This window comes from Brevibacillus sp. B_LB10_24, from assembly GCF_046036945.1.
Taxonomy (GTDB): Bacteria; Bacillota; Bacilli; order Brevibacillales; family Brevibacillaceae; genus Brevibacillus_C.
The window spans coordinates 173,557-196,276 of the sequence record NZ_JBJQOQ010000005.1 but is presented as its reverse complement, the minus strand read 5'-3'; the positions used below and the strand labels follow the sequence as shown (position 1 = coordinate 196,276).

General features: G+C 53.1%; 25 protein-coding genes. 20 read left to right on the top strand and 5 right to left on the bottom strand.

Translation table 11 applies throughout. The features are described from left to right. Window positions 1-87 precede the first annotated feature (87 nt). Window positions 88-1,206, bottom strand: coding sequence for a sensor histidine kinase (locus ACI7RC_RS07640; RefSeq protein ID WP_408107643.1), 1,119 nt, complete (start codon window positions 1,204-1,206; stop codon window positions 88-90). Further along, window positions 1,203-1,889, bottom strand: a complete 687-nt coding sequence (locus tag ACI7RC_RS07635; RefSeq protein ID WP_408107642.1) for a response regulator transcription factor — start codon at window positions 1,887-1,889, stop codon at window positions 1,203-1,205. The genes ACI7RC_RS07640 and ACI7RC_RS07635 overlap by 4 nt, the downstream gene beginning before the upstream one ends. Before the next feature lie 257 nt (window positions 1,890-2,146). On the opposite strand from ACI7RC_RS07635, the gene ACI7RC_RS07630 reads away from it, so the two are divergent. The 5 genes from ACI7RC_RS07630 to ACI7RC_RS07610 all read left to right on the top strand — a co-directional run bounded on the left by ACI7RC_RS07630 (window position 2,147) and on the right by ACI7RC_RS07610 (window position 5,439). Next, window positions 2,147-2,350 (top strand): SGNH/GDSL hydrolase family protein, encoded by a 204-nt coding sequence (locus ACI7RC_RS07630; protein ID WP_408107641.1) that lies wholly within the window; start codon window positions 2,147-2,149, stop codon window positions 2,348-2,350. 51 nt (window positions 2,351-2,401) lie between these two features. Continuing rightward, a complete protein-coding gene (locus ACI7RC_RS07625) occupies window positions 2,402-2,878 on the top strand; it encodes a DUF6220 domain-containing protein (RefSeq protein WP_408107640.1) in 477 nt (158 codons plus the stop codon). 61 nt (window positions 2,879-2,939) lie between these two features. Beyond that, the gene (locus tag ACI7RC_RS07620; RefSeq protein WP_408107639.1) at window positions 2,940-3,332 is read left to right on the top strand and encodes a VOC family protein; all 393 of its coding nucleotides are present in this window, start codon (window positions 2,940-2,942) and stop codon (window positions 3,330-3,332) included. A gap of 57 nt (window positions 3,333-3,389) precedes the next feature. Next, window positions 3,390-3,788 carry a DUF6223 family protein gene (locus ACI7RC_RS07615; RefSeq protein WP_408107647.1) on the top strand — a complete coding sequence of 133 codons (399 nt, stop codon included), beginning with the start codon at window positions 3,390-3,392 and terminating at the stop codon, window positions 3,786-3,788. A 118-nt stretch (window positions 3,789-3,906) separates the two neighbouring features. Beyond that, entirely contained in the window at window positions 3,907-5,439 is a 1,533-nt protein-coding gene (locus ACI7RC_RS07610; RefSeq protein WP_408107638.1) for a serine hydrolase domain-containing protein, read from the top strand. A gap of 196 nt (window positions 5,440-5,635) precedes the next feature. Here ACI7RC_RS07610 and ACI7RC_RS07605 read toward each other — a convergent pair whose 3' ends face one another. The 3 genes from ACI7RC_RS07605 to ACI7RC_RS07595 form a co-directional block, all read right to left on the bottom strand. Then, the gene (locus ACI7RC_RS07605) at window positions 5,636-6,142 is read right to left on the bottom strand and encodes a hypothetical protein (RefSeq protein ID WP_408107637.1); all 507 of its coding nucleotides are present in this window, start codon (window positions 6,140-6,142) and stop codon (window positions 5,636-5,638) included. A gap of 136 nt (window positions 6,143-6,278) precedes the next feature. Next, complete coding sequence (locus tag ACI7RC_RS07600; RefSeq protein WP_408107636.1) at window positions 6,279-6,719, bottom strand: EamA family transporter; 441 nt, start codon at window positions 6,717-6,719, stop codon at window positions 6,279-6,281. 22 nt (window positions 6,720-6,741) lie between these two features. Continuing rightward, window positions 6,742-7,170: an EamA family transporter gene (locus ACI7RC_RS07595; RefSeq protein ID WP_408107635.1), complete on the bottom strand. Its 429-nt coding sequence runs from the start codon at window positions 7,168-7,170 to the stop codon at window positions 6,742-6,744. 313 nt (window positions 7,171-7,483) lie between these two features. On the opposite strand from ACI7RC_RS07595, the gene nrdJ reads away from it, so the two are divergent. From nrdJ to ACI7RC_RS07520, 15 genes are all read left to right on the top strand, one after another. Beyond that, the gene (gene nrdJ, locus ACI7RC_RS07590; RefSeq protein ID WP_408107634.1) at window positions 7,484-9,748 is read left to right on the top strand and encodes a ribonucleoside-triphosphate reductase, adenosylcobalamin-dependent; all 2,265 of its coding nucleotides are present in this window, start codon (window positions 7,484-7,486) and stop codon (window positions 9,746-9,748) included. 51 nt (window positions 9,749-9,799) lie between these two features. Beyond that, window positions 9,800-10,342 carry a dUTP diphosphatase gene (gene dut, locus ACI7RC_RS07585; protein ID WP_408107633.1) on the top strand — a complete coding sequence of 181 codons (543 nt, stop codon included), beginning with the start codon at window positions 9,800-9,802 and terminating at the stop codon, window positions 10,340-10,342. A gap of 131 nt (window positions 10,343-10,473) precedes the next feature. Continuing rightward, complete coding sequence (locus ACI7RC_RS07580) at window positions 10,474-11,019, top strand: cysteine hydrolase family protein (RefSeq protein ID WP_408107632.1); 546 nt, start codon at window positions 10,474-10,476, stop codon at window positions 11,017-11,019. Between the two features lie 39 nt (window positions 11,020-11,058). Continuing rightward, window positions 11,059-12,501, top strand: coding sequence for a nicotinate phosphoribosyltransferase (locus tag ACI7RC_RS07575; protein ID WP_408107631.1), 1,443 nt, complete (start codon window positions 11,059-11,061; stop codon window positions 12,499-12,501). A gap of 153 nt (window positions 12,502-12,654) precedes the next feature. Next, window positions 12,655-13,281, top strand: a complete 627-nt coding sequence (locus tag ACI7RC_RS07570) for a fumarylacetoacetate hydrolase family protein (protein ID WP_408107630.1) — start codon at window positions 12,655-12,657, stop codon at window positions 13,279-13,281. Beyond that, the gene (locus ACI7RC_RS07565; protein ID WP_408107629.1) at window positions 13,260-13,814 is read left to right on the top strand and encodes a hypothetical protein; all 555 of its coding nucleotides are present in this window, start codon (window positions 13,260-13,262) and stop codon (window positions 13,812-13,814) included. Before ACI7RC_RS07570 ends, ACI7RC_RS07565 begins: the two co-directional genes overlap by 22 nt. Continuing rightward, a complete protein-coding gene (locus tag ACI7RC_RS07560) occupies window positions 13,771-13,953 on the top strand; it encodes a hypothetical protein (RefSeq protein WP_408107628.1) in 183 nt (60 codons plus the stop codon). The genes ACI7RC_RS07565 and ACI7RC_RS07560 overlap by 44 nt, the downstream gene beginning before the upstream one ends. A gap of 30 nt (window positions 13,954-13,983) precedes the next feature. Beyond that, window positions 13,984-15,756 (top strand): M3 family oligoendopeptidase, encoded by a 1,773-nt coding sequence (locus ACI7RC_RS07555; protein WP_408107627.1) that lies wholly within the window; start codon window positions 13,984-13,986, stop codon window positions 15,754-15,756. 414 nt (window positions 15,757-16,170) lie between these two features. Next, the gene (locus tag ACI7RC_RS07550) at window positions 16,171-16,845 is read left to right on the top strand and encodes a YveK family protein (RefSeq protein ID WP_408107626.1); all 675 of its coding nucleotides are present in this window, start codon (window positions 16,171-16,173) and stop codon (window positions 16,843-16,845) included. A gap of 38 nt (window positions 16,846-16,883) precedes the next feature. Next, the gene (locus tag ACI7RC_RS07545; protein WP_408107625.1) at window positions 16,884-17,552 is read left to right on the top strand and encodes a CpsD/CapB family tyrosine-protein kinase; all 669 of its coding nucleotides are present in this window, start codon (window positions 16,884-16,886) and stop codon (window positions 17,550-17,552) included. Beyond that, window positions 17,549-18,316 (top strand): tyrosine-protein phosphatase, encoded by a 768-nt coding sequence (locus ACI7RC_RS07540; protein ID WP_408107624.1) that lies wholly within the window; start codon window positions 17,549-17,551, stop codon window positions 18,314-18,316. The genes ACI7RC_RS07545 and ACI7RC_RS07540 overlap by 4 nt, the downstream gene beginning before the upstream one ends. Window positions 18,317-18,343: 27 nt before the next feature. Next, window positions 18,344-19,678, top strand: a complete 1,335-nt coding sequence (locus ACI7RC_RS07535; protein ID WP_408107623.1) for a nucleotide sugar dehydrogenase — start codon at window positions 18,344-18,346, stop codon at window positions 19,676-19,678. After that, window positions 19,675-20,631 carry a Gfo/Idh/MocA family protein gene (locus ACI7RC_RS07530; RefSeq protein ID WP_408107622.1) on the top strand — a complete coding sequence of 319 codons (957 nt, stop codon included), beginning with the start codon at window positions 19,675-19,677 and terminating at the stop codon, window positions 20,629-20,631. The genes ACI7RC_RS07535 and ACI7RC_RS07530 overlap by 4 nt, the downstream gene beginning before the upstream one ends. Further along, window positions 20,628-21,263, top strand: a complete 636-nt coding sequence (locus ACI7RC_RS07525; RefSeq protein WP_408107621.1) for an acyltransferase — start codon at window positions 20,628-20,630, stop codon at window positions 21,261-21,263. Before ACI7RC_RS07530 ends, ACI7RC_RS07525 begins: the two co-directional genes overlap by 4 nt. A 5-nt stretch (window positions 21,264-21,268) precedes the next feature. After that, window positions 21,269-22,717, top strand: a complete 1,449-nt coding sequence (locus ACI7RC_RS07520; RefSeq protein ID WP_408107620.1) for a polysaccharide deacetylase family protein — start codon at window positions 21,269-21,271, stop codon at window positions 22,715-22,717. Window positions 22,718-22,720: the final 3 nt, after the last annotated feature.

Here is a 22,720-nt window from a genome sequence, read left to right as displayed (position 1 = left end):
GTTTTCGTTGGCTACTAAAAGCAACGATAAGTCGAGAAGCCCCCACTTCAGAAACCGTTAGGTTTTAAGTGGTAGGTAGTTCACCTTTCATTTTCCCGAAGGCAAATAAACGGTAAATGTCGTACCTTGATCAGGCTCACTCTCGACGCGGATGAACCCGCCGTGGGCTTTGATAAAATGATGAGCGATCGATAATCCGAGGCCCGTTCCGCCTGTATGCCGCGAACGGGCCTTTTCCACGCGATAAAAACGATCGAATAGGTGGGCCAGCTCTTCGGCTGGAATACCGATGCCGGTGTCTATCACTGAGACACATGCATAGACGGCATTGTGATCCAGGACCTTGTCTTTCATGACAACCGAGATCTTTCCGCCTTCCGGCGTGTAGCGGATTGCATTCGTCAACAAGTTGATGAACACTTGCGTGATCCGTCTCGCGTCGGCCATCACCATTACCGGCCTCGTGTTCGAATAGAAGCGCATTTCCAGTCCGTTCTCCTCCGCCTCCATTTTCACATCTTCAACGACTTGTTCAAGCCTTGCCGACAAATCGAGCGGTTGCAGGTCCAATGCCAACCGGCCCGCCTCAGCTAACGACAAGACATGAAGATCTTCCACAAGCAGGCCTAAGCGGATCACTTCGTCATGGAGTCTAAGCAGCATTTCCGGAGGGACGTATTGACCGGTCTGCCCGGCATTTTCTAATTTTAGCTGCATGATAGACAGCGGGGTTCGAAGCTCATGAGCGACATCAGCTACCAACCGCCTGCGGGCGTCCTCAGCTTCGCGGAGGCGAAGCGTCATATCGTTGAATGTCTGGATTACTTTACCGTATTCGTCTTTTGATTGTACAGGAACGTTCACGTCCAGATCCCCCTGCGCAACGCGTTCGATGGCGGCAACGAGCTTTCTAAGCGGGATCGTCAGCACCCCCGAAATCCATAAACTGAAGAACAGCCCGGTTGCGATGAAAAATACCCAATTTCCAAGCGCAAATTTCTGCATCTTCCCTGAAACGTACGTCTTCAAGATCTCGATTTGTTCCCTGGGCGGTGCGTTCAAATAAGATGCACTGATTTCTTCCTCACGAAATTGATCGAACACAGACTCCAAGTAAACCTGTTTGGTTACGGCATGAGCGCCGCCGATAATAAGAACGAGCAGTCCCATGGAGACAAATATTTTTTGGCGTACCGTCAACTTCATGATTGTTCACCGAATCGGTAACCGAAACCGTATACCGTTTGAATATACCGGGGATTGGCCGGATCGTCTCCCAGCTTGCGGCGAAGATTCCGGATATGGGAATCCATCGTTCTTTCGTATCCCATATAATCGTCTTCGACTGCCGCTTTTAATAATTGCAGGCGGCTGAATACCATTCCGGGACGCGCAGCCAACGTGTACAAAATTTTAAATTCCGTCGGGGTCAGTTGGATCTCCTGGCCGTCCTTGAATACCTGACATTTGGCCTCGGAAATGACCAGGTTGTCTCTTTCCAACAACATCAACTGGTCTTCAGGACCGCGTAAGCGGCGAAGTAAAGCTCGGATGCGCGAAGAGAGTTCGCGCAAGCTGAACGGCTTCGTCAAATAATCGTCCGCGCCGATTTCCAGACCGACGATTTTATCCGATTCATCCGATCGGGCTGTGACCATAATAATACCGCAATTCGAGGTTTGCCTGATTTCGCGGCATACGTCGATGCCGCTTTTCTCGGGAAGCATCCAATCAAGCACGACGAGATCAGGCCGTTCAGACCGGGCAATCGTGAGCGCTTCCTTGCCGGTACGGGCGGTCAATACCCGAAACCCTTCACGTTGCAGATAGGTATGCATCTCCTCAAGCATGCCCGGTTCGTCCTCCACAAGCAACAATTTCGGTTCCATTCCAATCACATCTTTCCTTTAGTCTGCTTCCAGTGCGAGAGTACATCACTTACCCCAAATTATACTGAGATTTACTATGTTCTTGAAGAAATTCACACAAAAAGCGGAAGATCTGCATAAGTTCTCGACATTTATTGTTTAAACTGACTGTGAAACGGGAGATATAGCCGCGAAGAACAAGAAAGGATAAGTGAATGGGAGGATATGCAAAAGAGAAGGCAGGGTGAAGCGGGGTGGGAATTCCAGGAAATGCACAAATGAAACGAGTGGTCTGTGCCGGATGCAGTATTACCCGTGGGCAAGGTAGTGTCGATTACGTAGAAATGCTTCGTCGCAGGTTTGCGGGGCGTCCGCTCACTTTCACAAATGCCGGAGTCAATTACGATGTGGCCTTTAACCTTCGGAGTCGATTAAACAAAGTCATTGACCAGGATCCGGATAAGCGGGAAATCAAGAAATGAGTTGAATTGTGTGCAATGTCGATCTTATTTTAACGAAAGCGAGGATGAAAGATGAGCAACCTAACCGTAAACCGCGGTGAAACTGAGGAAGGGGATCGCACGGTAGAAATAACCAATCTTTCACCGCTCGTGGTTCGAGCGCGGTTCGTGTTTAAGGCAATGGTAAGGATATTTGCGATTTGCATTATGATCCAGGTGTTTCTAGCCGGTCTCGCACTGTTTTGGAATTCGGCCCAATGGGCCAGCCATACAGGCTTTTCCAGATTGCTGATCATTTTTTCGATCCTGATACTCGTGATTTCTTTCATCGCTCGGCTGCCGCTTTCTCTTCGAATACGTAGTGCGGGTTTGTTCGGCATTATCATTTTGTTAGCGGTCAGCGCCAAATTACCGTCCGGAATTGGATATGTATCTGCTCTTCATCCGGTACTCGCTCTGATGATGTTTTTTGGAACTGTGTCCCTCGCACGGAAGACCGATGACCTCATAAAAGCAAATAAGCAAGGATCTGCGGAGCAAAGCGGTTGAATTGAGTTTTGATCACAATCTCCAATGTCTGCGCCAAAAAGAGAATCTAGGAGGAGAAAGTATGGCCGCTATCAGAGTTCGTTACATTGTCGACGATGTAGATGCGACAATCGCATTCTACACACAGTATCTTGACTTCATTGTCAAAGTACATCCTGCACCCGATTTTGCCGTTTTGCAGCGAGGTGACGTGAATCTTCTTGTGAATGCCAAAAATGGTCAAGGTGGAGCCGCTCAAGCCATGCCGGATGGGCGAAAACCTGAACCCGGCGGCTGGAATCGGATTCAAATCGAGGTCGATGACCTGGACGGCTTAGTCGAGACCCTGCGTAAAGCAGGCCTACGCTTCCGCAATGATATTGTCACAGGTTTTGGTGGTAAACAGATCTTACTAGATGATCCAGCAGGTAATCCTATCGAACTCTTCGAGCCTCCAAGCAAACTGAAAACATAGAATTCCATATCTATTTCGTTTGCAAAAACAACAAAGAGGAGTGATCAACAATTGAAAATGAAGCTAGTTTCATTCGTTATACTCTGTGCATTTCTACTAGTTCCAACTATTGTCTCTGCTGAAGTAACCAATGGTAATGTCGTTTACGGATTAACCCCCGGGCGACTCTGGGCCACGATAGACGCGGCGGTGGGGCTGATCAGCGCGATCCTCGCGGGGCTGTCTCTGGCTCGCTCCGCTGGTCGTTTCGGCATCGGCAGCGGGAGACGCGGGGGCAAAGTGGCCGCGGTGGCGGGGCTGATCGTCATAGCCTACGCTATGCTGCATCTATCCATATATACGGGTGATTTTGGCACCGGAGACGGGCGAGCCGGGGCCATCATTGCCATAGTGATGGGGCTGACCAGCATGGTCCTCGCCGGGATAACTCTGGCCCGCTCCCGCCGCATCGGCTGATCACAGTTATGCTTGCGGACGAAGCACATCCCGCACCCGATTTTGCCGTTTTGACCACGATGCCAATCGATCTTCTCACTGTTCAAGTGATAACAGCTGCGGATGGGGTGGAATGAAAATGAGAATGAGAATTACAGCAATAATCTTGTGCAGCCTGTTCATCTTCCCCCTATTCAGTTCAGCGCAAAGTGTTGGAAGCATGCAAGTAGAGCGATCTGGAACCTCAGTCTTCTCCGAAGTGGATGCGTATATTGCCCGTGAAATGAAGCGACAACGCCTTCCGGGGCTGGCTCTCGGGATTGTACAGGGGGATCGCATTCTTTATCTTAAAGGATACGGTCGAGCCGATTCATCAGGTCGTCCTGTAACACCTGAAACACCTTTCGGATTAGGTTCGATTGGCAAGTCGATTACGGCTACGGCCGTTCTGCAACTTGACGAAACAGGAAAAATTGACTTGGATGCGCCGATACAGCGCTATATCCCCGCCAAGTATAACGGTGCAGCGTACATTACTGTACGTCAGTTACTTAACCAAACAAGCGGGTTCTCCCAAATCTCAACTTTTAGCAACACGCTGTCAAGTATCAACGATCCAGATCAAGATGCTTTGGAGAAAAACGCCATGTCTTATGCGGAAAAGTTTTTAAAGGATACGAAGCAAACCGAACATCCCTACAGGTATTCGAACGCAAATTATGTACTGCTCGGCTATATTGTGCAAAAAGTATCCGGCCAGTCCTATGGCGACTATGTGAAGGAACATATTTTCAGCCCTCTGTCTATGCATAACAGCTTCGTTACGCTTGATGAAGCAGCTGTACACGGGCTGGCCACGCCCTACCGTCGGATATTTGGATTCAACGTTGCCTACGAAGGCCCCTATGTTTATATTCCAGGGGATGCGCCAGCGGGCTACCTCTATACGAGTGCGGAGGACATGAGTCATTACTTAATCGCCCAAATGAACGGCGGCCGATTTGAAGATGATTCCGTACTCTCTTCGGAAAGCATACGACTCATGCAGACCGAACCTGTTCCGGGAACGTACGGCATGGGTTGGAGTTCAGATTACATGAACGGTTTGCGGGTTATCGGTTCGCCGGGTGGCTCATTAGGCTTCCAAGCCCAAACTTTTATGGTTCCGGAACAACAACTGGGAGTTATCGTGTTCGCTAACGTACTTGACGCGATCGATGCCGCTTGGCCCGATACGCATGTCATTACGACTACTCACATCGCCTCCGGGGTTATAAACATACTGAATAAACAACCGATTGGAGGATCTGGTCTAAGCATTTCGCAGAAATACTGGCTTGTAAATGGATTCATATTCATACTCACCGCATGGTTGTTATACACGACCGCTCGAACTGCGAAGCGCTGCCTTGGGCCGTGGAGTCCTGACCATTCTGGCCATGCGAAAATATCTATCACAGTACTATCAAGAATTGTTCTGGATTTTGCAGGGCTGTTTATGATTCTGTTGTTGAGTATGACTCAAGTTATGCCGGTATGGCATCTTGCAACAATCTTTCAACCGGACGTAATCCTTTGGCTGAAGATGATGACTGTACTTTTGGCACTGAGGGGAAGCATGGAAATGATTCGGTTGGTTCGGTCGATTCGGCATGAAAAACATCAAACTTGAAATATTGAGAATAACTGACCACAAATTGACGATGTTTATTGTCCCATGTTTGACAGTGTCCATGAGCTGAAGTCTTCAATAATTGGTACAATTGGTCTTTTAGTTATTTAACATAAAATTTATTATGTAATCTTAAAGCGAACAAAAGGAGAAGGCCGCCATGCTGTAATCAACCAGCAAGTGACCTTCTCCCTTCTTATTGATAGGGCCTGGCGTGGAACTGCAGCGCCGCCTGGTTTTCCGTGGCGTGGGCGGCGTGTGAGGAGAGATTTCTGTTTGGAAAACCCGGTTGGGTGGTATATGGATTATGGAACTCATACAGCGACTGCATCGCCTCTGGAGTGACCGATCCCTGGTAGACAAGGGCGACCGGGGAGACATTGTTTGCGTATGCTGTCTGTTTGGGCCCGTAGGGATATTGCTCCGTCAGGGCGTAGGCAGGGGATGCGTTCATCTGGTGGGCGTGGCCAGCGGCCGGGTTGGCATAGGCCGCAAATCCGGCTTCAGGGGCCCTGTGCTGTTGCTGCATGAAGTATTCGTCCGGATGGGGGACGTGTCCGCGGTAGGCCAGTGCCGCCTGCGAGACGAAGCCTTGATGGGCAGTCTGGTAACCCTGTCCGAACCCTTGCTGCGTGTATGGAGACTGCCCCTGTTGTCCGCTGTAACCTGGCTGATAAGATGAATACGGGTAAGATTGGTCCATCTGATTCTCCTCCTTAGGTATGCCGCTAGTAGGCGGTGGAAAACATCTTGCTTTTATGGAGTATGTCCATTTTGAGCCAGATGATGCTCGTGCTGCCAGGGAGGAGGGCAAAAAGAAAAACCCCCTGAGGGGTGGTTTATTTTGCGTTAGCCGCTCTTGCCGCCAAGCGTTTCCGGCTGAGCTCCGGCAGCGCGATCCCGATCAGAATGACAGCGACTCCGGTCCACTGAACAGGTGTGACGTATTCGCCCAGGACCACGGTGGACATGAAGACTGCCATCGGCAGTTCTACGGCACCGAGGATGGAACCCATCGCAGCGCCAATTTTCGGGATGCCGATGCTGAAGAACAGGATCGGTATCAGCACGCCGAAGAAGGCAAGTAAAAACCCCCAGACAAGCAGTCCCTCAAACATCGTGCCATCTGTGAAAAACTTCGGCGGATAGATCGCAAAGACGGTCAGCATGGAGCCGGTACTCATAATCGAGCTGCGCATCAGCGGATTTACGCTAAGCGCCGCCCTGCCGCTGCCGAGAATGAACAGCGCATACGTCATTGCCGACAGAAGCCCAAACACTAATCCTCTGTCGTCAGCTGCTTTAATCCGAGTCCCTCCCCCCGACGCCTCCGGCCATTGCCGTTCCGACGAGCAGCAGGGCCAGCGAAAACAGCTTGTCCTTGGACGGCCGCGAACGGCGGAGCAGAGAGTCGAGCAGAATGCCGATCCACGTGAACTGAAACAGCAGGACGATCGAAAGCGACGCGGGCGTGTACTGCAGGGATGTATAGTAGAACAAGCCGGTCAACCCCGTCGGTATTCCCGCTACGAGCAGCACCAGCACTTGCTTCAGCGGTACGCGCTCCCGCTTGAACAGCAGCGTCGGAATCCAGATAAAGAGGGACCCGAGGAAAACCTGGCAGCCGTTTACTTCATCTACTGTAAAGCCCTCCGCGTAAGCGAATTTAATGAAGGTGGACAGGATTCCGTAGGAGCAAGCTCCGAGGAGTACGAGAAAGAAGTATCGCATAGTTTCGCCTCAATTAAGAAAAATGTAGGGAACGGTATCTAATCAAGTCTTATACTTTACTCTATTTCCCCGATCAAGTAAAGCAAAACTGAAAAAAATAGGAAGAACGTCCCTGTCAATATATTGTGTTGTTTTTGTCGAAAAATTTATTTCTTAACTATATGTTGATTATGTGGTATCTTAAATCTATCAACCTTGCGAGGGCAGCCGAGAAGCGGTCTGTTTACCCAGACTTTAATATTACGATATCATTATCCTTCTAGCAACTTGTTTGGGTGTGGACCGATCGTTTAGAAAAAGGAGCGAATTATGTATGAGTATCCCTGCTGTACCAGTTGACGATGTGCAACTGCTGACTGATCAATTCATTTCTACATATCCCGACTTTCCAGCGGAGATGAACCCGCTTGGGCAGTTTGTCTTTTATCGGACCTACTCACGCTTCATGCCGGACAAGAACCGCCGCGAAACGTGGAAGGAGACCTGCCGCCGCTCTGTGGAGTACAACGTCCGCCTGGCGTACCGGCATGTAAAAAAGGTCGGGTACACCCCGAACGTAGACGAGTTTCGCGAAGAAGCGGAAAAGCTGTTCGACAACATGTTTCACCTGCGTCAATTCCTCTCCGGCCGGACGCTTTGGGTAGGCGGAGCGGAAAACGGGGTAGCGGACAAGTATCCGCTCGCCAACTTCAACTGCTCCTTCCTCAACATCCGTTCGTGGGATGATTTGGGAGATCTCTTCTACCTCCTGCTGGTAGGAACCGGCGTAGGCTTCAAGTGCACCCGGGAGATGGCAGCCAACCTGGCGCCGATTCGGACCAATACGACGCTGCTCTCCTCCAGCTATCGGCCGCTGCCGCGATCTCAGCGCCTGGAAAATTCGCAGCTGACCATTTTGGACAACGGCTATGCGAAAATCTACGTTGGCGACAGCAAGGAAGGCTGGGTAGAGGCACTGCGGATTTACCTGCGCATCTTGACCGATTCCAAGTACGAACAAATTCATACGGTCAAGATCAACTACAACAGCGTCCGGCCAAAGGGCGAGCGGCTGCTGACTTTCGGCGGCACAGCCAGCGGCCACGAACCGCTGCGGGAGATGTTTGAAGGCATTGACCGCGTGTTGAAAAACCAGGTCGATCCGTATTTGGAACCGATTCAAATCGACGAGCGCGGGTATGGCCGCGTCCGCCCGATCCACATCCTGGATATCGGCAACCTGGTCGGTGCCAACGTCGTCGTCGGCGGCGTACGGCGTACGGCAGAGATCTTCCTGTTCGACCCGGAAGATTACGAGTGCATGTTTGCCAAGTACGGCATCAACGGCATTTGGACCGAGGAGCAGCTGGCCCACCACCGCCGCGTTGGCGAACTGCTGGGCAGCCGCAAACCCGCCTGGTTTGACACGATTGCGAAAGTGGGCGACGGGCGTTGGGGCCTGGATCACCGCCGGATGTCGAACAACTCGATGGCCTTTACCTCAAAGCCGTCCCGCGAATTTCTCAATCTGGTCTTCACGATCATGCAGCTGGAAGGCGAGCCGGGCTTCATCAACCTGGAAGAAGCAAACCGGAGACGCCCCAATGCCGAAGGATTGAATCCATGTGCGGAAATCCTGCTGGATTCCTACGGCGTCTGCAACCTGACGACGGTCAATCTGGTTCAGTTTGTCAAAGAACAAGCGGACGGCACGAAGTACCTGGATGTGGAAGGGCTGCTCGATGCCCAGCGCAGATCGGCGCGGGCCGGCCTGCGGATGACGCTGGTGACGCTGGAGATTCCCCACTGGAACGAAGTCCAGCAGCGGGACAGGCTGTTGGGCACGTCGCTTACCGGCGTGAAAGACGCGCTTGCGGCAGTCGGCTATGACGAGGAACAGGAACGCGAACTACTCAGCCAGCTCGGCCGCGCGGCGCGGGAAGAGGCAGATAAATACGCCCATAAAATGCGGGTGACCTCGCCGCTTCTGGTGACGACGGTAAAACCGGAAGGGACGCTGTCACAGGTAGCGGGCGGGGTATCCAGCGGCCTGCACTGGTCGCACTCGCCGTACTACATTCGCCGGATTCGCATCAACGGCGCCGACCCGCTCGCAAAAGCAGTACAGGATCTCGGCTGGACTGTTCACCCTGAAGTGGGAACGCCGGGGGATACCCATGAAGAGCGGATGGCCAATGCCCGAACGCTGGTCATTGACTTCCCGGTAGCGAGCGGTGCTACGGAAACGAAAAACGAAGTGAGCGCTGCCCGCCAGTTTGAGACGTATTTCCGGTTCCAGTCGCATTATACGGAGCACAACTCGTCCAATACCATTACCGTTCGCCCCGAGGAATGGGGAGAAGTGGAACAGATCGTCTGGGACGGTTGGGACAATTTCGTCGGCGTATCCTTCCTGCAGCTGGACGGCGGGACCTACCAGCTGGCGCCGTATGAGGCTTGCAGCAAAGAAGAGTACGAGGCATTGAAAGCGTCAATGAAGCCGTTTGATCCGGCGATCCTGGAGAAGTACGAAAAGGGCGAGGAGTCCGATCTGGATTTGGCTGAAGCCTGTGAAGCAGGGGCTTGCCCGATCCGCTAATCGGGGTTGCCTCCATAGCAGCAGCATGATGGACAGACACGGAGGAGAGAGATGAAACAGATACCAGTAAAAGTCAAGAAACTGCACCCGGATGCGGCGGTTCCTGCCTACGCCCGTCCAGGGGACGCCGGGTTTGACCTGGTGGCAGTAGAGGATACAATCATCCAGCCGGGTGAGACGAAAATGGTGCGGACAGGCCTCGCTGTCGCGATCCCTCCCGGGTACGAGCTTCAGGTGCGGCCCCGTTCCGGGATCAGCTTGAAGACGAAGCTGCGCGTCAGCAATGCGCCGGGGACGGTCGACAGCGGCTACCGCGGAGAGATATGCGTCCTGATCGACAATATCGCCGTACCGCAGTACAGTCTTGAAGAGGGCAAGCTGCAGATCGTGCAGACACGGGAAGCGACCTCGCTGCAAAATCAGCCAGAAGCGGTCGACACTGCCTGCGCGAGCGGCTCCTACCTGATCCGCAAAGGGGATCGGATCGCGCAAGGTGTCATTGCCGAGGTGACGCAGGCCAGCTTTGAACTCGCACTCGAGTTGGATGAAACGGTACGTGGTGCCGGCGGATTTGGCTCGTCTGGAACGAATTGAATACAGCCATGCAAAAAGCCGTTCTTTTTTGGGAAGGAACGGCTTTTCTGCATAATTGAAGAAAAAGCCTTAACGGAAAGTGTTTGTTCGTGTACAATTTAGGGAAACGGTGAAATAATGGGGGCTATGAAGTGGGAAAATGTCTGATTGTTATCGACTACACCTATGATTTCGTAGCAGATGATGGCAAGCTTACCTGCGGGAAACCCGGCCAGGCCATTGAAGACCGTATCACGGCACTGACGGAAGAGTTTATCCGCAACGGAGATTTCGTCGTGATGGCGGTCGACGGCCATGAACCCGGCGACCCTTATCATCCGGAGTCGAGGCTATATCCGCCGCACAACATTTACCAGACGAGCGGCCGCGACCTGTACGGCAAGCTGAATGATATCTATCAATACAACAAAGAGCGGGTCTATTGGATGGACAAAACCAGGTACAGCGCGTTTGCCGGCACCGACCTAGAAATTCGTCTGCGCTCCCGCGGGATTACCGAGCTCCATCTGGCTGGTGTCTGCACGGACATCTGCGTCCTGCATACTGCGGTCGACGCCTACAACAAAGGGTTTGCGCTTGTCATCTACCGCGGGGCCGTACAGAGCTTCAATCAAGCCGGCCATGAATGGGCGCTGGGTCACTTTGCCTCGGCGCTGGGAGCCGAGGTCGTCGACTGACAACAAGTGTTCTTTATCCAAAAGGAGATGTAAACATCCGTGTGTTATGATAATTTGACGCTTCATACCGATAAATACCAAATTAACATGATGTACGCGCATTGGAAAAACGGCACACACAACAAAAGACGAGTATTTGAAGCGTATTTTCGCAAGCTTCCATTCGGCAACGGTTTTGCCGTCTTCGCCGGTCTGGAGCGGATCGTCCACTACATCAACCAACTGCGCTTTACCGACCGGGAAATCGCTTACTTAAAGCAGCAGGAGGAGAACTACGATCCCGGTTTTCTGGAGGAATTGAGAGAGTTCCGGTTTACCGGCAACCTGCGTTCCGTCAAGGAAGGGACGCTGGTCTTTCCCAATGAGCCGCTGATTCAGGTGGAAGCAAGGGTCTTTGAAGCCCAGCTGCTGGAGACCGCGCTGCTCAATTTTATGAATTACCAGACCCTGATCGCCACCAAGGCGGCCCGCATCAGGCTGGTGGCCCCCAGTGAAATTCTGCTTGAGTTCGGCTCCCGCCGGGCACAGGAGGCAGATGCGGCGATCTGGGGAGCGAGGGCGGCCTACATAGCCGGTTTTGATGCGACGTCCAACATGCTTGCCGGGATGATGTTCGGGATTCCGACGAAGGGGACGCACGCCCATTCCTGGGTACAGGATCACGCCACCGAGTTGGAGGCATTTGAGCGGTTTGCCGAAGCGCTGCCCGATGAAGTGACGCTTTTGGTCGATACCTACGACACCTTGAAAAGCGGCATTCCGAATGCGATCAAGATCGGGAAAAAATTGCAGACAGCAGGTAAAAAGCTGCAGGGCATTCGGATTGACAGCGGCGATTTGGCCTACCTCTCGATCAAGGCCCGCGAGATGCTGGACAAGGCGGGGCTGAAAGACGTAAAAATCATCAGCTCGCACGACCTCGACGAAAACGTGATCCTCAACCTCAAAGCACAAGGGGCGAAGATCGACACCTGGGGCGTAGGCACCAAGCTGATCACCGCTGCAGACGATCCGGCGCTCGGCGGTGTGTACAAGGTCGTCGCAAAAGAGGAGAATGGCGAGTATCAGCCGACCATCAAAATCTCCGGCAACCCGGAGAAGATCACCACCCCCGGCTATAAGAGCGTCTACCGGATTGTCAACCGCAATACGGGCAAGAGCGAAGGGGATTACATCGCCATGGTGGATGAGCAGGTGGAGGACCTGCCGAAGCTGAAGCTGTTCGATCCGATCCATACCTACATGCACAAATTCGTGGTCGATTACGATGCGATCAACCTGCTGGAACCGGTGTTTGTCGACGGCAAGCAGGTCTATGAATTGCCAAATCTGGATGAAATTCGCAGCTACCATCGCTCTCAGTATTCCCTCTTTTGGGAGGAGTACCTGCGGAAGTTAAATCCTGAGCGCTATCCCGTTGATTTAAGTCAAAAGGTCTGGGATACAAAAATGGACCTTATTCATTACTACACGCAAAAGTAAAGGTAAAGCGCAGTCGAAACAAGCCTGATCCCGCGAGTGGGCAAGCAGGCTTGTTTCTGCTTTCACGACGCCCATCTACCAAAAAGAGCCGTTTTTTGCGATAATGTTTCTGTACATATGCGGCAAAATAAACACCTGAAAGAGGGAAATGAAATGGAAAACTGTCGGAATATTTTTTGCGTAGGAAGAAATTACCGTCTGCACGCCGAGGAGTTGGGAAATGAGGTGCCGACCTCGCCTTTTCTCTTCTCCAAGCCGACACATGCACTGGTGCTTGCGGATGGACGGGAGATCGTCCTGCCGGCGGGCCGGGGCGAAATTCATCATGAAGTAGAAGTCGTCGTACATATCGCCCGCCCCTATGAACCGGGCATGAACGTAGCCGATGTCGTCGACCGGATGGCGCTGGGGATCGACTTCACGCTGCGCGATGTGCAATCCGAATTGAAGAAAAAAGGCCATCCTTGGCTTTTGGCAAAGGGATTTCCCAATTCGGCCGCGATCACCCAGTCGTGGGAGTTTCCAGGGCTGGAAGCCAGTCTTGAGACAAGCTTTTCCCTGCTGAAGAACGGCCAGCAGGTGCAGCACGGCAAGATGAGGGATATGCTGTTTGACTTGCCGACGATCATCCAATTTGCCGGGCAGCATTTCGGACTGGGTGCCGGGGATATCATCTACACCGGGACGCCGGCCGGAGTAGGACCGGTGGCAGACGGAGACGAGCTTTCGCTCATCTGGGACGAGCAGGTGGCAGGAGAATGTCTGATCAGACTGAGGTAAGCCGGAAAACCACGCGGTCTAACCGGGAAGAGTCGGCAAAAATCCAGCATATGATGAATGTGGGGTGGGGCGCGGCGCTCGTCTCCGTAGGCATCACCGTCATCGGCATATTGCTTGGGACTGCAGGCGGCTTCACCTTTATGGCTGTGGATCCAACCGTCTTCCTTGACATCCTGCTGATCCTTGGGCTGGCGTATGGCGTCTACCGGAGGAGCAGAATTTGCGCCGTTGTCCTGTTCCTGTTTTTCGTCAGCTCCAAACTCGTCATGCTCTTGGCTGACGGGAGGGCAGTGCTCAGCGTCGTTCCCTCCCTGGTGATTTGGGGTTATTTTTACCTGCAGGGGGTCAGAGGCACCTTCGCCTATCATCGGCGAATCAAACAGCCTGGTTTTGTCTGGATCCCGCCTGCGGGGCGCAGTAGTGGCAAGACAGAGCATTTCCTGTCTCGCACAATTGAGGAAGCGTCACAGGCAAAGGAGGGGGAGGAGAATGGACGAACTGATCGGCAGGAAAGTGCAAATCGTCGTGAATAACGTCAAAAAACGCGGCGTCATCGAGTTTGTGGATCAAGATTGGATCGTCGTGTACTGCAAGAATCCCCGCAACGAACGAGTGGTCTATCCCAACAACGAAAAGGTATTTGAACGGGTAAAAATTCTCGATGAAAATTGATGGACAAAAACATAGAACGGGAGGAATCGCATGAGTCAGATGCGCTGGAATTTAGATGCCCTGTATCCGTCATTTGAATCACCCGAATTTCAAACAGATATGGGCAAAGTACCAGTAGTGATTGGCGATCTGCGCGGCTTTACAGAACGGCTCGGGGAAGACGGTCATAAACCGGCAGAGAAGATCGAAGCGTACCTTGCCAAGTTGACGAAGTACGAACAGCTGTATTCCCGGCTGATGGCTTTCGCCGAGCTGACTTTCAGCACCGACGCCAAAAACGAAAAGGCCCGGCAAACCATCGAAGCGCTGGAGGAGAAAAGCGTCGAGCTCGTGGAGCCGGCGGTCAAATTTCAGAAGTGGCTGGGGGCTTTGGCGAACCTTGACGCGATCATCGCTTCCTCGCCCCGCCTGGAAGAGCACCGCTATTTCCTGACAGAAACCGCGAAACGTAACAAATATCTGCTCAACGAAAAGGAAGAAGTGTTGATCGCCAAAATGCGCAACACCGGTTCCAACGCCTGGTCGAAGCTGCAGGAGACGCTGACCTCCAACCTGCTCGTGGACATCACCATCGCCGGCGAGGCCAAGCAGCTGCCGCTGCCCATCGTGAGGAACATGGCTTACGACAAAGATCCGCAGGTAAGAAAAACAGCCTACGAGGCGGAGCGAAAGGCGTACGAGAAAATCGCCGAGTCCTCGGCCGCCTGTTTGAACGGGATAAAAGGGGAAGTCATCACGACCACCAAGCTGCGCGGCTATGCTTCTCCCCTCGAGCGCACCTTGATCGAGTCGCGGATGGATCAGGCCTCCCTCGATGCGATGCTCGCGGCGATCCGTGAAAGCCTGCCCGCCTTCCGCAAGTACTTCCGCAAAAAGGCTGAGATGCTCGGCCATCAAAACGGGCTGCCGTTCTACGACCTGTTTGCCCCGCTCGGCGAGGCAGACATGAAGTTCAGCTATGACGAGGCCAGGCAGTTCATCGTCGATCAGTTTGGCAGCTTCAGCGAGAAGCTGGCCCGGTACGCCGACAAGGCGTTTCGCGACCAATGGATCGATGCCGAGCCGCGCGAAGGAAAGCGCGGGGGCGCATTCTGCCACAATCTCCACGTCATCGGCCAGAGCAGAATCCTGGCCAACTTTACGGGCAGCTTCAACGACGTCAGCACGCTGGCCCACGAATTGGGCCACGGCTACCACGGGGAATGTCTGGCAGACGAGTCCATCTTGAACAGCGACTACCCGATGCCGATCGCGGAGACAGCCTCGATCTTCTGCGAGACCATCATCACCAATGCGGCGCTGAAAAAGGCATCGAAAGCAGAGACGGTTGCCATTCTGGAACACGATCTGTCCAATGCCGGGCAGGTGATCGTCGATATCTACAACCGCTTCCTGTTTGAGTCTGAACTGTTTAAACGCCGGGAGAAAGGTTCACTCTCCGTCAAAGAATTGAAAGAGCTGTTCCTCTGGGCGCAAAAAGAAGCGTATGGTGACGGCCTTGACCACGAGTATCTGCATTCCGAAATGTGGATCTGCAAGCCTCACTACTACTACGCCGACTCCAATTTTTACAACTACCCGTACGCGTTCGGCCTGCTCTTCGCCAAAGGGCTTTACGCCGAATACCTGAATCGCGGCCCATCCTTTGTGGAGCAATACGATCAGCTTCTTTCCGTCACAGGCAAAATGAACATTGCCGACGTAGCCAAAATCATGGGGATCGATGTCCATTCGACAGATTTTTGGCGCTCATCGCTGCATTTGATTGAGCAGGATATCGAGATCTTTGTTTCAGAAACATAGACTTCCGCTCCATTTACCCATGACAGGCTTCCTAATTGGAGGCCTGTTTTTTTATTCCTATTTAACCAAAATAACAAAATGCGAAAAAACAAGCTGTAAGTGAATGACAAAATGCCCAAAAAATAAAGTCAAATCTAGTCGGAGGGGACATAGATTAAAGTAAGTTACCTGATGGCGGCCCCATATTAGTCTCCAGGACCCAGGCCAAAGTTCCTGTTCGGTGTTGGACGCACAAAGGCGGAGCGGCGATAGTGCTCACCAGCTTGAATAGCACAAACTCGGTGGAGGCCTGACGGCTACCGGGAAGCTAGATGGAAGCCAGACGGATAAGATGCGCCGTATTCCTGATTTCGTTCGGGTATTTTGGCAGGTCCGCGAACCAAAAGACCGGACGAAAATTGAAGGGGGATTCTCATGTCAGCGGAATTGGAGATTGCGGAAATACGTCGGATCATCGGGCGGCGCCTGCGTTTGATTGTGTGTATCGTTGCGATTGCGGTGCTGGGTGCGGGGATGGTCAGTTTTTTCGTGCTGACACCGGTCTATGAAGCGACAGCCACACTGCTTGTGAAAAAACAGAATTCAGGTACTCCGATTGGATATGACGATCTCATTACCAGTGAAAAGCTAGTGAAAACATTTTCGCAAATAATTCAGAGCCGTGGGGTATTGGAGGAGGTCATCGCGAGGCAGCAGCTTCCCCTCACTGCTGAACAATTGCAGAAGCTGCTGCGTGTAAAGGCGGATAACGAATCTTTGATCACCTCTATTACCGTCAGGCAGCAGGATCCGGCTAAGGCAGTCGAGATCGTAAACGAACTGGTGGTTGCCTCGATGCAAAAGTGGAACGCCGTGATGGAAATGGACAATGTATCCATTCTCGATGAAGCCAAGCTGGAAGAAGCGCCGATTCCTGTCTCGCCCAGGCCGTATCTCAATATGCTGCTGTCATTTGTCATCTCAGCTCTGGTCGGAGTAGGACTCTCCATACTGATCGAGTATTTGGATAAGACCCTGAAAACGGAGGAAGAGGTTGAAGAAACACTGGCATTGCCCGTACTGGGAATCATCCCGGACATCAAAGGTTGACACGCAAAAACTGCTGACGGTAAGGAAGGGGGGGACCAATGAGGGCTAATGACCGGATTAAACATTTGATCAGTTTGGAAGATCCAAAATCTCCGATCACCGAAGCGTATCGAACCCTGCGGACGAACATTCAGTTCGCCAGTGCAAATAAGAAAGTAAAGACACTGTTGATAACAAGCGCTGAACCAAATGAAGGAAAGACCACGACGATTCTCAATTTGGCAGTTGTCATGGCGCAATCGGGGCAGAGGGTCCTGTTAGTCGATGCAGACATGCGAAAGCCGACCTTGCATTTTCCCTTCCCGGTACAAAACCAGGTTGGCCTGTCCAATCTCTTAATCGGTCAGGTGGGAATAGAAGATGTCATCCAAGAGATCGGCCAAGCTGGTTTGCATTTGATCACGGCCGGACATGTCCCTCCTAACCCGGCGGAATTGCTCGAATCCCAGCGGATGAATCAGCTTCTCGAAGAGGTGAGGGACCGCTTTGACATGATTCTGTTCGATTCTCCGCCGATTTTGCTCGTGACCGATGCCCAAGTTCTCTCCAGCTTGATGGACGGGGTGCTGCTTGTGATCAGCAGCGGCAATGTCCTGGGCGAGCAGGTTGCAAAGGCAAAAAATCTGATCGAACATGTAGGAGGTCATATCATCGGTACAGTCTTGAATAGGAAAAAAATCCCAAATCGCGGTTACTACTATACATGATCGATCTTCATTCCCATATTTTGCCGAATCTCGACGATGGAGCGCGTGATCTATCAGAAGCTGTTGAAATGGCTAAGCTTGCCGCAGCAGACGGCATTACAGACATCGTAGCTACCCCGCATACGGAAAACGGCCAGTACGTGAACCGGGGGGATGATATCCTCAAAGCAGTGGAGCTGTTTCAAACCGCTCTTGTCCAGCAAGGACTTGCCATGAAAGTACACGCCGGGGCAGAGGTTCACCTGCACTTGTCCCTGCTCGACAATCTAAAAACCGGCAAGGTGATGACCTTCGGCAATCTTTCCCGGTACGTGCTGATCGAACTCCCTGCCTTGCAGATACCTGCATTTACTGATCACCTGCTCCAGGAGGTGACCGCGGCTGGAATTACTCCTGTCATCGCCCATCCCGAACGGAACATCGTTCTCCGGAAGAATCCGGAGCGGCTTGCCTTGTGGATCAGACAGGGGGTAATCGCCCAGCTCACGGCTGGCAGTCTGCTGGGCCGACTGGGAAAGCTGGCGCAAAAATGCGCTGAATATTTCGTGCAAAATCACTTGGTTCACGTACTGGCAACTGACAGCCACAACGCAGATACGAGGCCGCCGGTAATCAGTGAAGCGTACCGGGCTTTGCAGAAGCTGACTTCGATCGAGACGGCTGCCTTGTTTCAGGCAAACGCTGCGGCCATTTTGCAAGGAGGGCTGTGCATGGTCCAAGAGCCGCTTGCCGGGGCGAGACGAAGGAGATTTTACTGGTTCTGATAGCGAGACGAGGGGAGCTGACACACGGTGAGTTTCTTGTTAACCAACGTATCAAATAAACAGGTTCTCCTGGACAAATTGCTCAATCGCACAGCGACCGTTGGCGTCGTGGGTTTAGGATATGTCGGTTTGCCCTTCGCGGTTGAAAAGGCCAAAGTGGGATTTCGCGTCATCGGGATTGAGCAAAACCCGCTTCGCGCCAAACAGATTAACAGCGGGGAGAGCTATATTTCCGATGTCAAAAGTGAGGAGCTGAGGAAGCTTGTCGACCAGGGCTTGATCCAGGCTGTCAGCAATTTTCGCCATGTCCCCCTGCTCGATGCCATCATCATCTGTGTCCCTACCCCTCTGACCAAGAATCTGACCCCTGATCTGCAATACGTGGAGAGCGTCACACAGGAAATCGCCAAGCGCATGCGACCGGGGCAATTAATCTGCCTGGAATCTACGACTTATCCTGGGACGACGGAGGAAATCATCCTTCCGATCCTGGAGGCTTCGGGATTTCGGGTGGAGGAGGACTTCTACCTCGCCCATTCCCCGGAGCGTGTCGATCCGGGTAACATGCGGTATACAACCAAAAACACCAACAAGGTGGTCGGCGGCGTAGGACCCGAGTCGCAGCAGGTGGCGGAAACGTTTTACAAGCAGACAGTGGAACATGTCATCACAGTGAACAGCGCCAAGGCGGCTGAACTGGTAAAGGTATTTGAAAATACCTTCCGCGCAGTCAACATTGCCCTGGTGAACGAATTGACCTTGCTGTGCGACCGCATGAATTTGAATGTTTGGGAGGTTTTGGAAGCAGCCTTTACCAAGCCGTTTGGCATCATGCCCTTTTTTCCCGGCCCCGGTGTCGGCGGACACTGTATCCCGATCGACCCGCATTACCTGGAGTGGAAAGCAAAGGAGCTTAACTTTACGACCCATTTTATTTCCCTTGCGGGGGAGATCAACCGCCGAATGCCTTGGTTTGTCAGGGACAAGGTGACCCGGCTGCTCAACGGGATGGGCAAGGCAGTCTCCCAAACGAAGATTCTGCTGGTCGGGGTCGCTTACAAAAAAGATCTAGGGGATCACCGAGAGTCGCCTGCTGTCGAAATCATCCAACTGTTGAAAGAAGCGGGCGCGTCCGTCATCTATCACGATCCGTACGTGGAATCTTTTGAAGCGGGAGGGCTTTCGCTGTCATCGCAGCCCTTGACAGACGAGTTGATCATGTCAAGCGACTTGGTGGTGATCGCCACCGATCACAGCTCAATCGATTACAACCTCCTGGTCAGCAAGGCAGGGCATGTACTGGATACACGAAACGCCACCCGCAACGTCTCCGAAAATCGGGAAAGGATCACATTGCTGTGAAACAGGTTGCGGTCATTGGAGCGGGAAATTGGGGGCTGAATGTTGTCAACGCCATTTATGAATTAGGCGAATTGGCGGCTGTCGCAGAGGTCAGCGGGGACGTGCGGAATCGGCTGCGGACGATGTATCCCGGCATGCCTGTTTACGAATCCTTCGAGCCCGTATTCGCCAGCGATATCCCGGCTGTGGCGATTGCCACACCGGCAGCAACACATTACAGGATCGCTCGGCAGGCATTGCTCGCGGGGAAAGATGTTTTTGTCGAGAAGCCAATCACCCTATCGCTGCATGAGGCGGAAGATTTGCGCTGCTTGGCGCGAGAAAATGGACGGATATTGATGGTCGGGCATTTGCTTCTCTATCAGCCGACGATTCGGTGGATCAAACAGTACTTGGCGAGCGGAGAGTTAGGCAAAGTATACAGTCTGCACCAGCAGCGGTCCAAACTTGGACGGGTGAGATCCGTTGAAAATGTGCTGTGGAGCCTGGGGGTTCACGACATAGCGGTACTGCTCCATCTGGCAGGAGAAGAACTGCCCCAGCGTATTTCCGTGAACGGTCAGCGAATTCTGCAAACGAAGCTGGAAGATGATATGTATCTGCACCTCTCATTTCGGGGGGGAGTACAGGCCCATTTGCACATCTCCTGGCTTTGGCCTGAGCAGGAGCGGCGTTTAGTCGTCATCGGCTCGAAAGGCATGCTCGTCCATCAGGAACAGGAGCAGACCGTTACACTGCACCGCAAAGGGGTTTGCCAGGACCTCACCTGCTGGGACGAGGGAAGTGAGGTTGTCTTCCGCGGCAGTGCGAAACCGCTTACAGCAGAATGTCTTCATTTTTTGGATTGTATCTCCAACCGGCAGACACCGATTTCCGGGGCAGATCATGCGGTAGCTGTCGTTCAAGTGATGGAAGAGTGCATGCGATTGTTGAAGGAAGGTACACCGGTATGAAAGACAGCAGCTACTTCTTACACGAATCGGCGTGTGTCGATCCGGGAGCAGTCATTGGGGAGATGACAAAGATCTGGCACTTTTGCCATGTCATGAGCGGTGCGGTCATCGGTTCAGCCTGTTCTCTTGGACAAAACGTATTTGTCGCAAACAACGTCGTCATCGGCAATAACGTCAAGATTCAGAACAACGTATCCGTTTACGAAGGCGTGATCCTGGAAGATGACGTCTTTTGCGGCCCCAGCATGGTCTTTACCAATGTGTTGACACCCCGCTCTGCCTTTCCTCGCAACACCAGCGCGGATTATAAGATGACCTTGGTAAAGCGCGGGACGTCGATCGGCGCCAATGCGACCGTTCTCTGCGGCGTTACGATTGGCGAATGGGCGCTGATCGCTGCCGGCGCTGTCGTGACCAAAGACGTCCAGCCGTATGCCAAAATGGCCGGTGTGCCTGCCAGGCGAATCGGCTGGGTCTGCCAATGCGGGGAAGGATTGAGGTTTACCGGTCCTTACGCCGGATGCGGCAGCTGCGGCCGCCAGTACAAACAGGGGGAGAGCGGCGTGCGGCCGATGTTTGCCTCCTCAGGGGTACAGCGATCCGACAACATCCACTCCGGTGAAAGGAGGTGATACGTTTGTTCCGCATTTCCTGTCCGCCAACCTTTCTAAACGAGCGGGGATACATTTTTGACGTGCTGTTCAGCCAGTTTCTGGGGATCGAGTACATATCAGAAGCGGAACCTCGCAGCGATGTTCGGATCATGCTGGCAGACGACTCGTCGGAAAAAGAACTGACCGTCGCTGACGTTTTTTTTCAACAGCCTGAACAGGATTGGCTGCAGCCCGCTTCCCTGCCCAGACAGCCGCTTATGACCTGGGATGCCATATGTCATCCCTGCAGCGGATCGCTGGTCTCGGCTAATCTGCCAGTCATCTATGGCAAGCGATTGGCAAACGGCAGCTTTATCGAATCAGGACAGGAGAGCGTACGCCTGGGTATTGACATCTTCGGGAGCGCCTTTTACATGCTGGCCCGTTATGAAGAAGCTGTGCGGCCCGATCGGGATCAGCGGGAGCGTTTTCCCGCCGGGGCGTCGCTGGCATTCCAGGAAGGCTTTCTCGACCGGCCGATCGTCAACGAGTATCTGGAGGTTCTCTGGTGGTCGCTGCGGCAGCTTTGGCCGAACCTGCGGCGAAAGCGCAGGGAGTACCGGTTTCTCCTCAGCCATGACGTGGATTGGCCGCTGGGGATTGCGCCCAGCTCGCTGCCACAGGTGCTGCGGGCGACGGCTGGCGACGTCCTCAAACGCAGCAGTTGGCTGCTTGCCGCCCGCCGGATCCAATCGCTGATAGAGGTGAGGCGGGGGAGGCTGGGGGCCGATCTGTGCAACACATTTGACTGGATGATGACGTTGAGTGAAAAACGCGGACTGGCCAGTTCTTTTTTCTTTATTACTGACCATACCGGGGGCGAGATCGACGGTGCCTACTCTGTGGATGATCCGTGGATCCAAACCCTGATGAAACAAATCCACGACCGCGGGCATCAAATCGGGCTGCACCCCAGCTATCACACCTTCCGTGACCCCAACCAACTTCAGCGCGAATACAACAAACTGCGTGAGGCGATGGATCGTGCGGGGATAGGCCAGGAGAAGGTAGGCGGGCGGCAGCATTTCTTGCGCTGGGAAGCTCCGACCACGTGGCAGATCTGGGACGAGGCTGGCCTCTTCTACGACAGCACGCTGAGCTTTGCTGACCGTGCGGGATTTCGCTGCGGCACTTGCTATGAGTACAGCGTGTACAATGTCAAGACAAGGCGAGCACTGAAGCTTTTGGAGCGGCCGCTGATCGTCATGGAGGGCACGCTGCTTGACGAGCACTATCTCCATCTTTCGCGAAAGCAAGCGAAACGCGAGATTGACAAACTGAGGAACAGGTGCAGACAGTTTGGGGGGGACTTTACCTTGTTGTGGCATAACCACTCACTGATTCATCCGCTTGACGCAAAACTGTACCAGGCGGTTGTGCTGGAAGCGGATCTATCGCCTGACACATGTGCTGAAGCCGAAATAAACCGGTAACAG

What these genes read in the sequence shown, in the direction of transcription:
- ACI7RC_RS07640 (WP_408107643.1), bottom strand. Translation starts at nt 1,206, where the DNA reads ATGAAGTTGACGGTACGCCAAAAAATATTTGTCTCCATGGGACTGCTC.
- ACI7RC_RS07635 (WP_408107642.1), bottom strand. Translation starts at nt 1,889, where the DNA reads ATGGAACCGAAATTGTTGCTTGTGGAGGACGAACCGGGCATGCTTGAG.
- ACI7RC_RS07630 (WP_408107641.1), top strand. Translation starts at nt 2,147, where the DNA reads ATGAAACGAGTGGTCTGTGCCGGATGCAGTATTACCCGTGGGCAAGGT.
- ACI7RC_RS07625 (WP_408107640.1), top strand. Translation starts at nt 2,402, where the DNA reads ATGAGCAACCTAACCGTAAACCGCGGTGAAACTGAGGAAGGGGATCGC.
- ACI7RC_RS07620 (WP_408107639.1), top strand. Translation starts at nt 2,940, where the DNA reads ATGGCCGCTATCAGAGTTCGTTACATTGTCGACGATGTAGATGCGACA.
- ACI7RC_RS07615 (WP_408107647.1), top strand. Translation starts at nt 3,390, where the DNA reads ATGAAGCTAGTTTCATTCGTTATACTCTGTGCATTTCTACTAGTTCCA.
- ACI7RC_RS07610 (WP_408107638.1), top strand. Translation starts at nt 3,907, where the DNA reads ATGAGAATGAGAATTACAGCAATAATCTTGTGCAGCCTGTTCATCTTC.
- ACI7RC_RS07605 (WP_408107637.1), bottom strand. Translation starts at nt 6,142, where the DNA reads ATGGACCAATCTTACCCGTATTCATCTTATCAGCCAGGTTACAGCGGA.
- ACI7RC_RS07595 (WP_408107635.1), bottom strand. Translation starts at nt 7,170, where the DNA reads ATGCGATACTTCTTTCTCGTACTCCTCGGAGCTTGCTCCTACGGAATC.
- nrdJ (WP_408107634.1), top strand. Translation starts at nt 7,484, where the DNA reads ATGAGTATCCCTGCTGTACCAGTTGACGATGTGCAACTGCTGACTGAT.
- dut (WP_408107633.1), top strand. Translation starts at nt 9,800, where the DNA reads ATGAAACAGATACCAGTAAAAGTCAAGAAACTGCACCCGGATGCGGCG.
- ACI7RC_RS07570 (WP_408107630.1), top strand. Translation starts at nt 12,655, where the DNA reads ATGGAAAACTGTCGGAATATTTTTTGCGTAGGAAGAAATTACCGTCTG.
- ACI7RC_RS07565 (WP_408107629.1), top strand. Translation starts at nt 13,260, where the DNA reads ATGTCTGATCAGACTGAGGTAAGCCGGAAAACCACGCGGTCTAACCGG.
- ACI7RC_RS07560 (WP_408107628.1), top strand. Translation starts at nt 13,771, where the DNA reads ATGGACGAACTGATCGGCAGGAAAGTGCAAATCGTCGTGAATAACGTC.
- ACI7RC_RS07555 (WP_408107627.1), top strand. Translation starts at nt 13,984, where the DNA reads ATGAGTCAGATGCGCTGGAATTTAGATGCCCTGTATCCGTCATTTGAA.
- ACI7RC_RS07550 (WP_408107626.1), top strand. Translation starts at nt 16,171, where the DNA reads ATGTCAGCGGAATTGGAGATTGCGGAAATACGTCGGATCATCGGGCGG.
- ACI7RC_RS07545 (WP_408107625.1), top strand. Translation starts at nt 16,884, where the DNA reads ATGAGGGCTAATGACCGGATTAAACATTTGATCAGTTTGGAAGATCCA.
- ACI7RC_RS07540 (WP_408107624.1), top strand. Translation starts at nt 17,549, where the DNA reads ATGATCGATCTTCATTCCCATATTTTGCCGAATCTCGACGATGGAGCG.
- ACI7RC_RS07525 (WP_408107621.1), top strand. Translation starts at nt 20,628, where the DNA reads ATGAAAGACAGCAGCTACTTCTTACACGAATCGGCGTGTGTCGATCCG.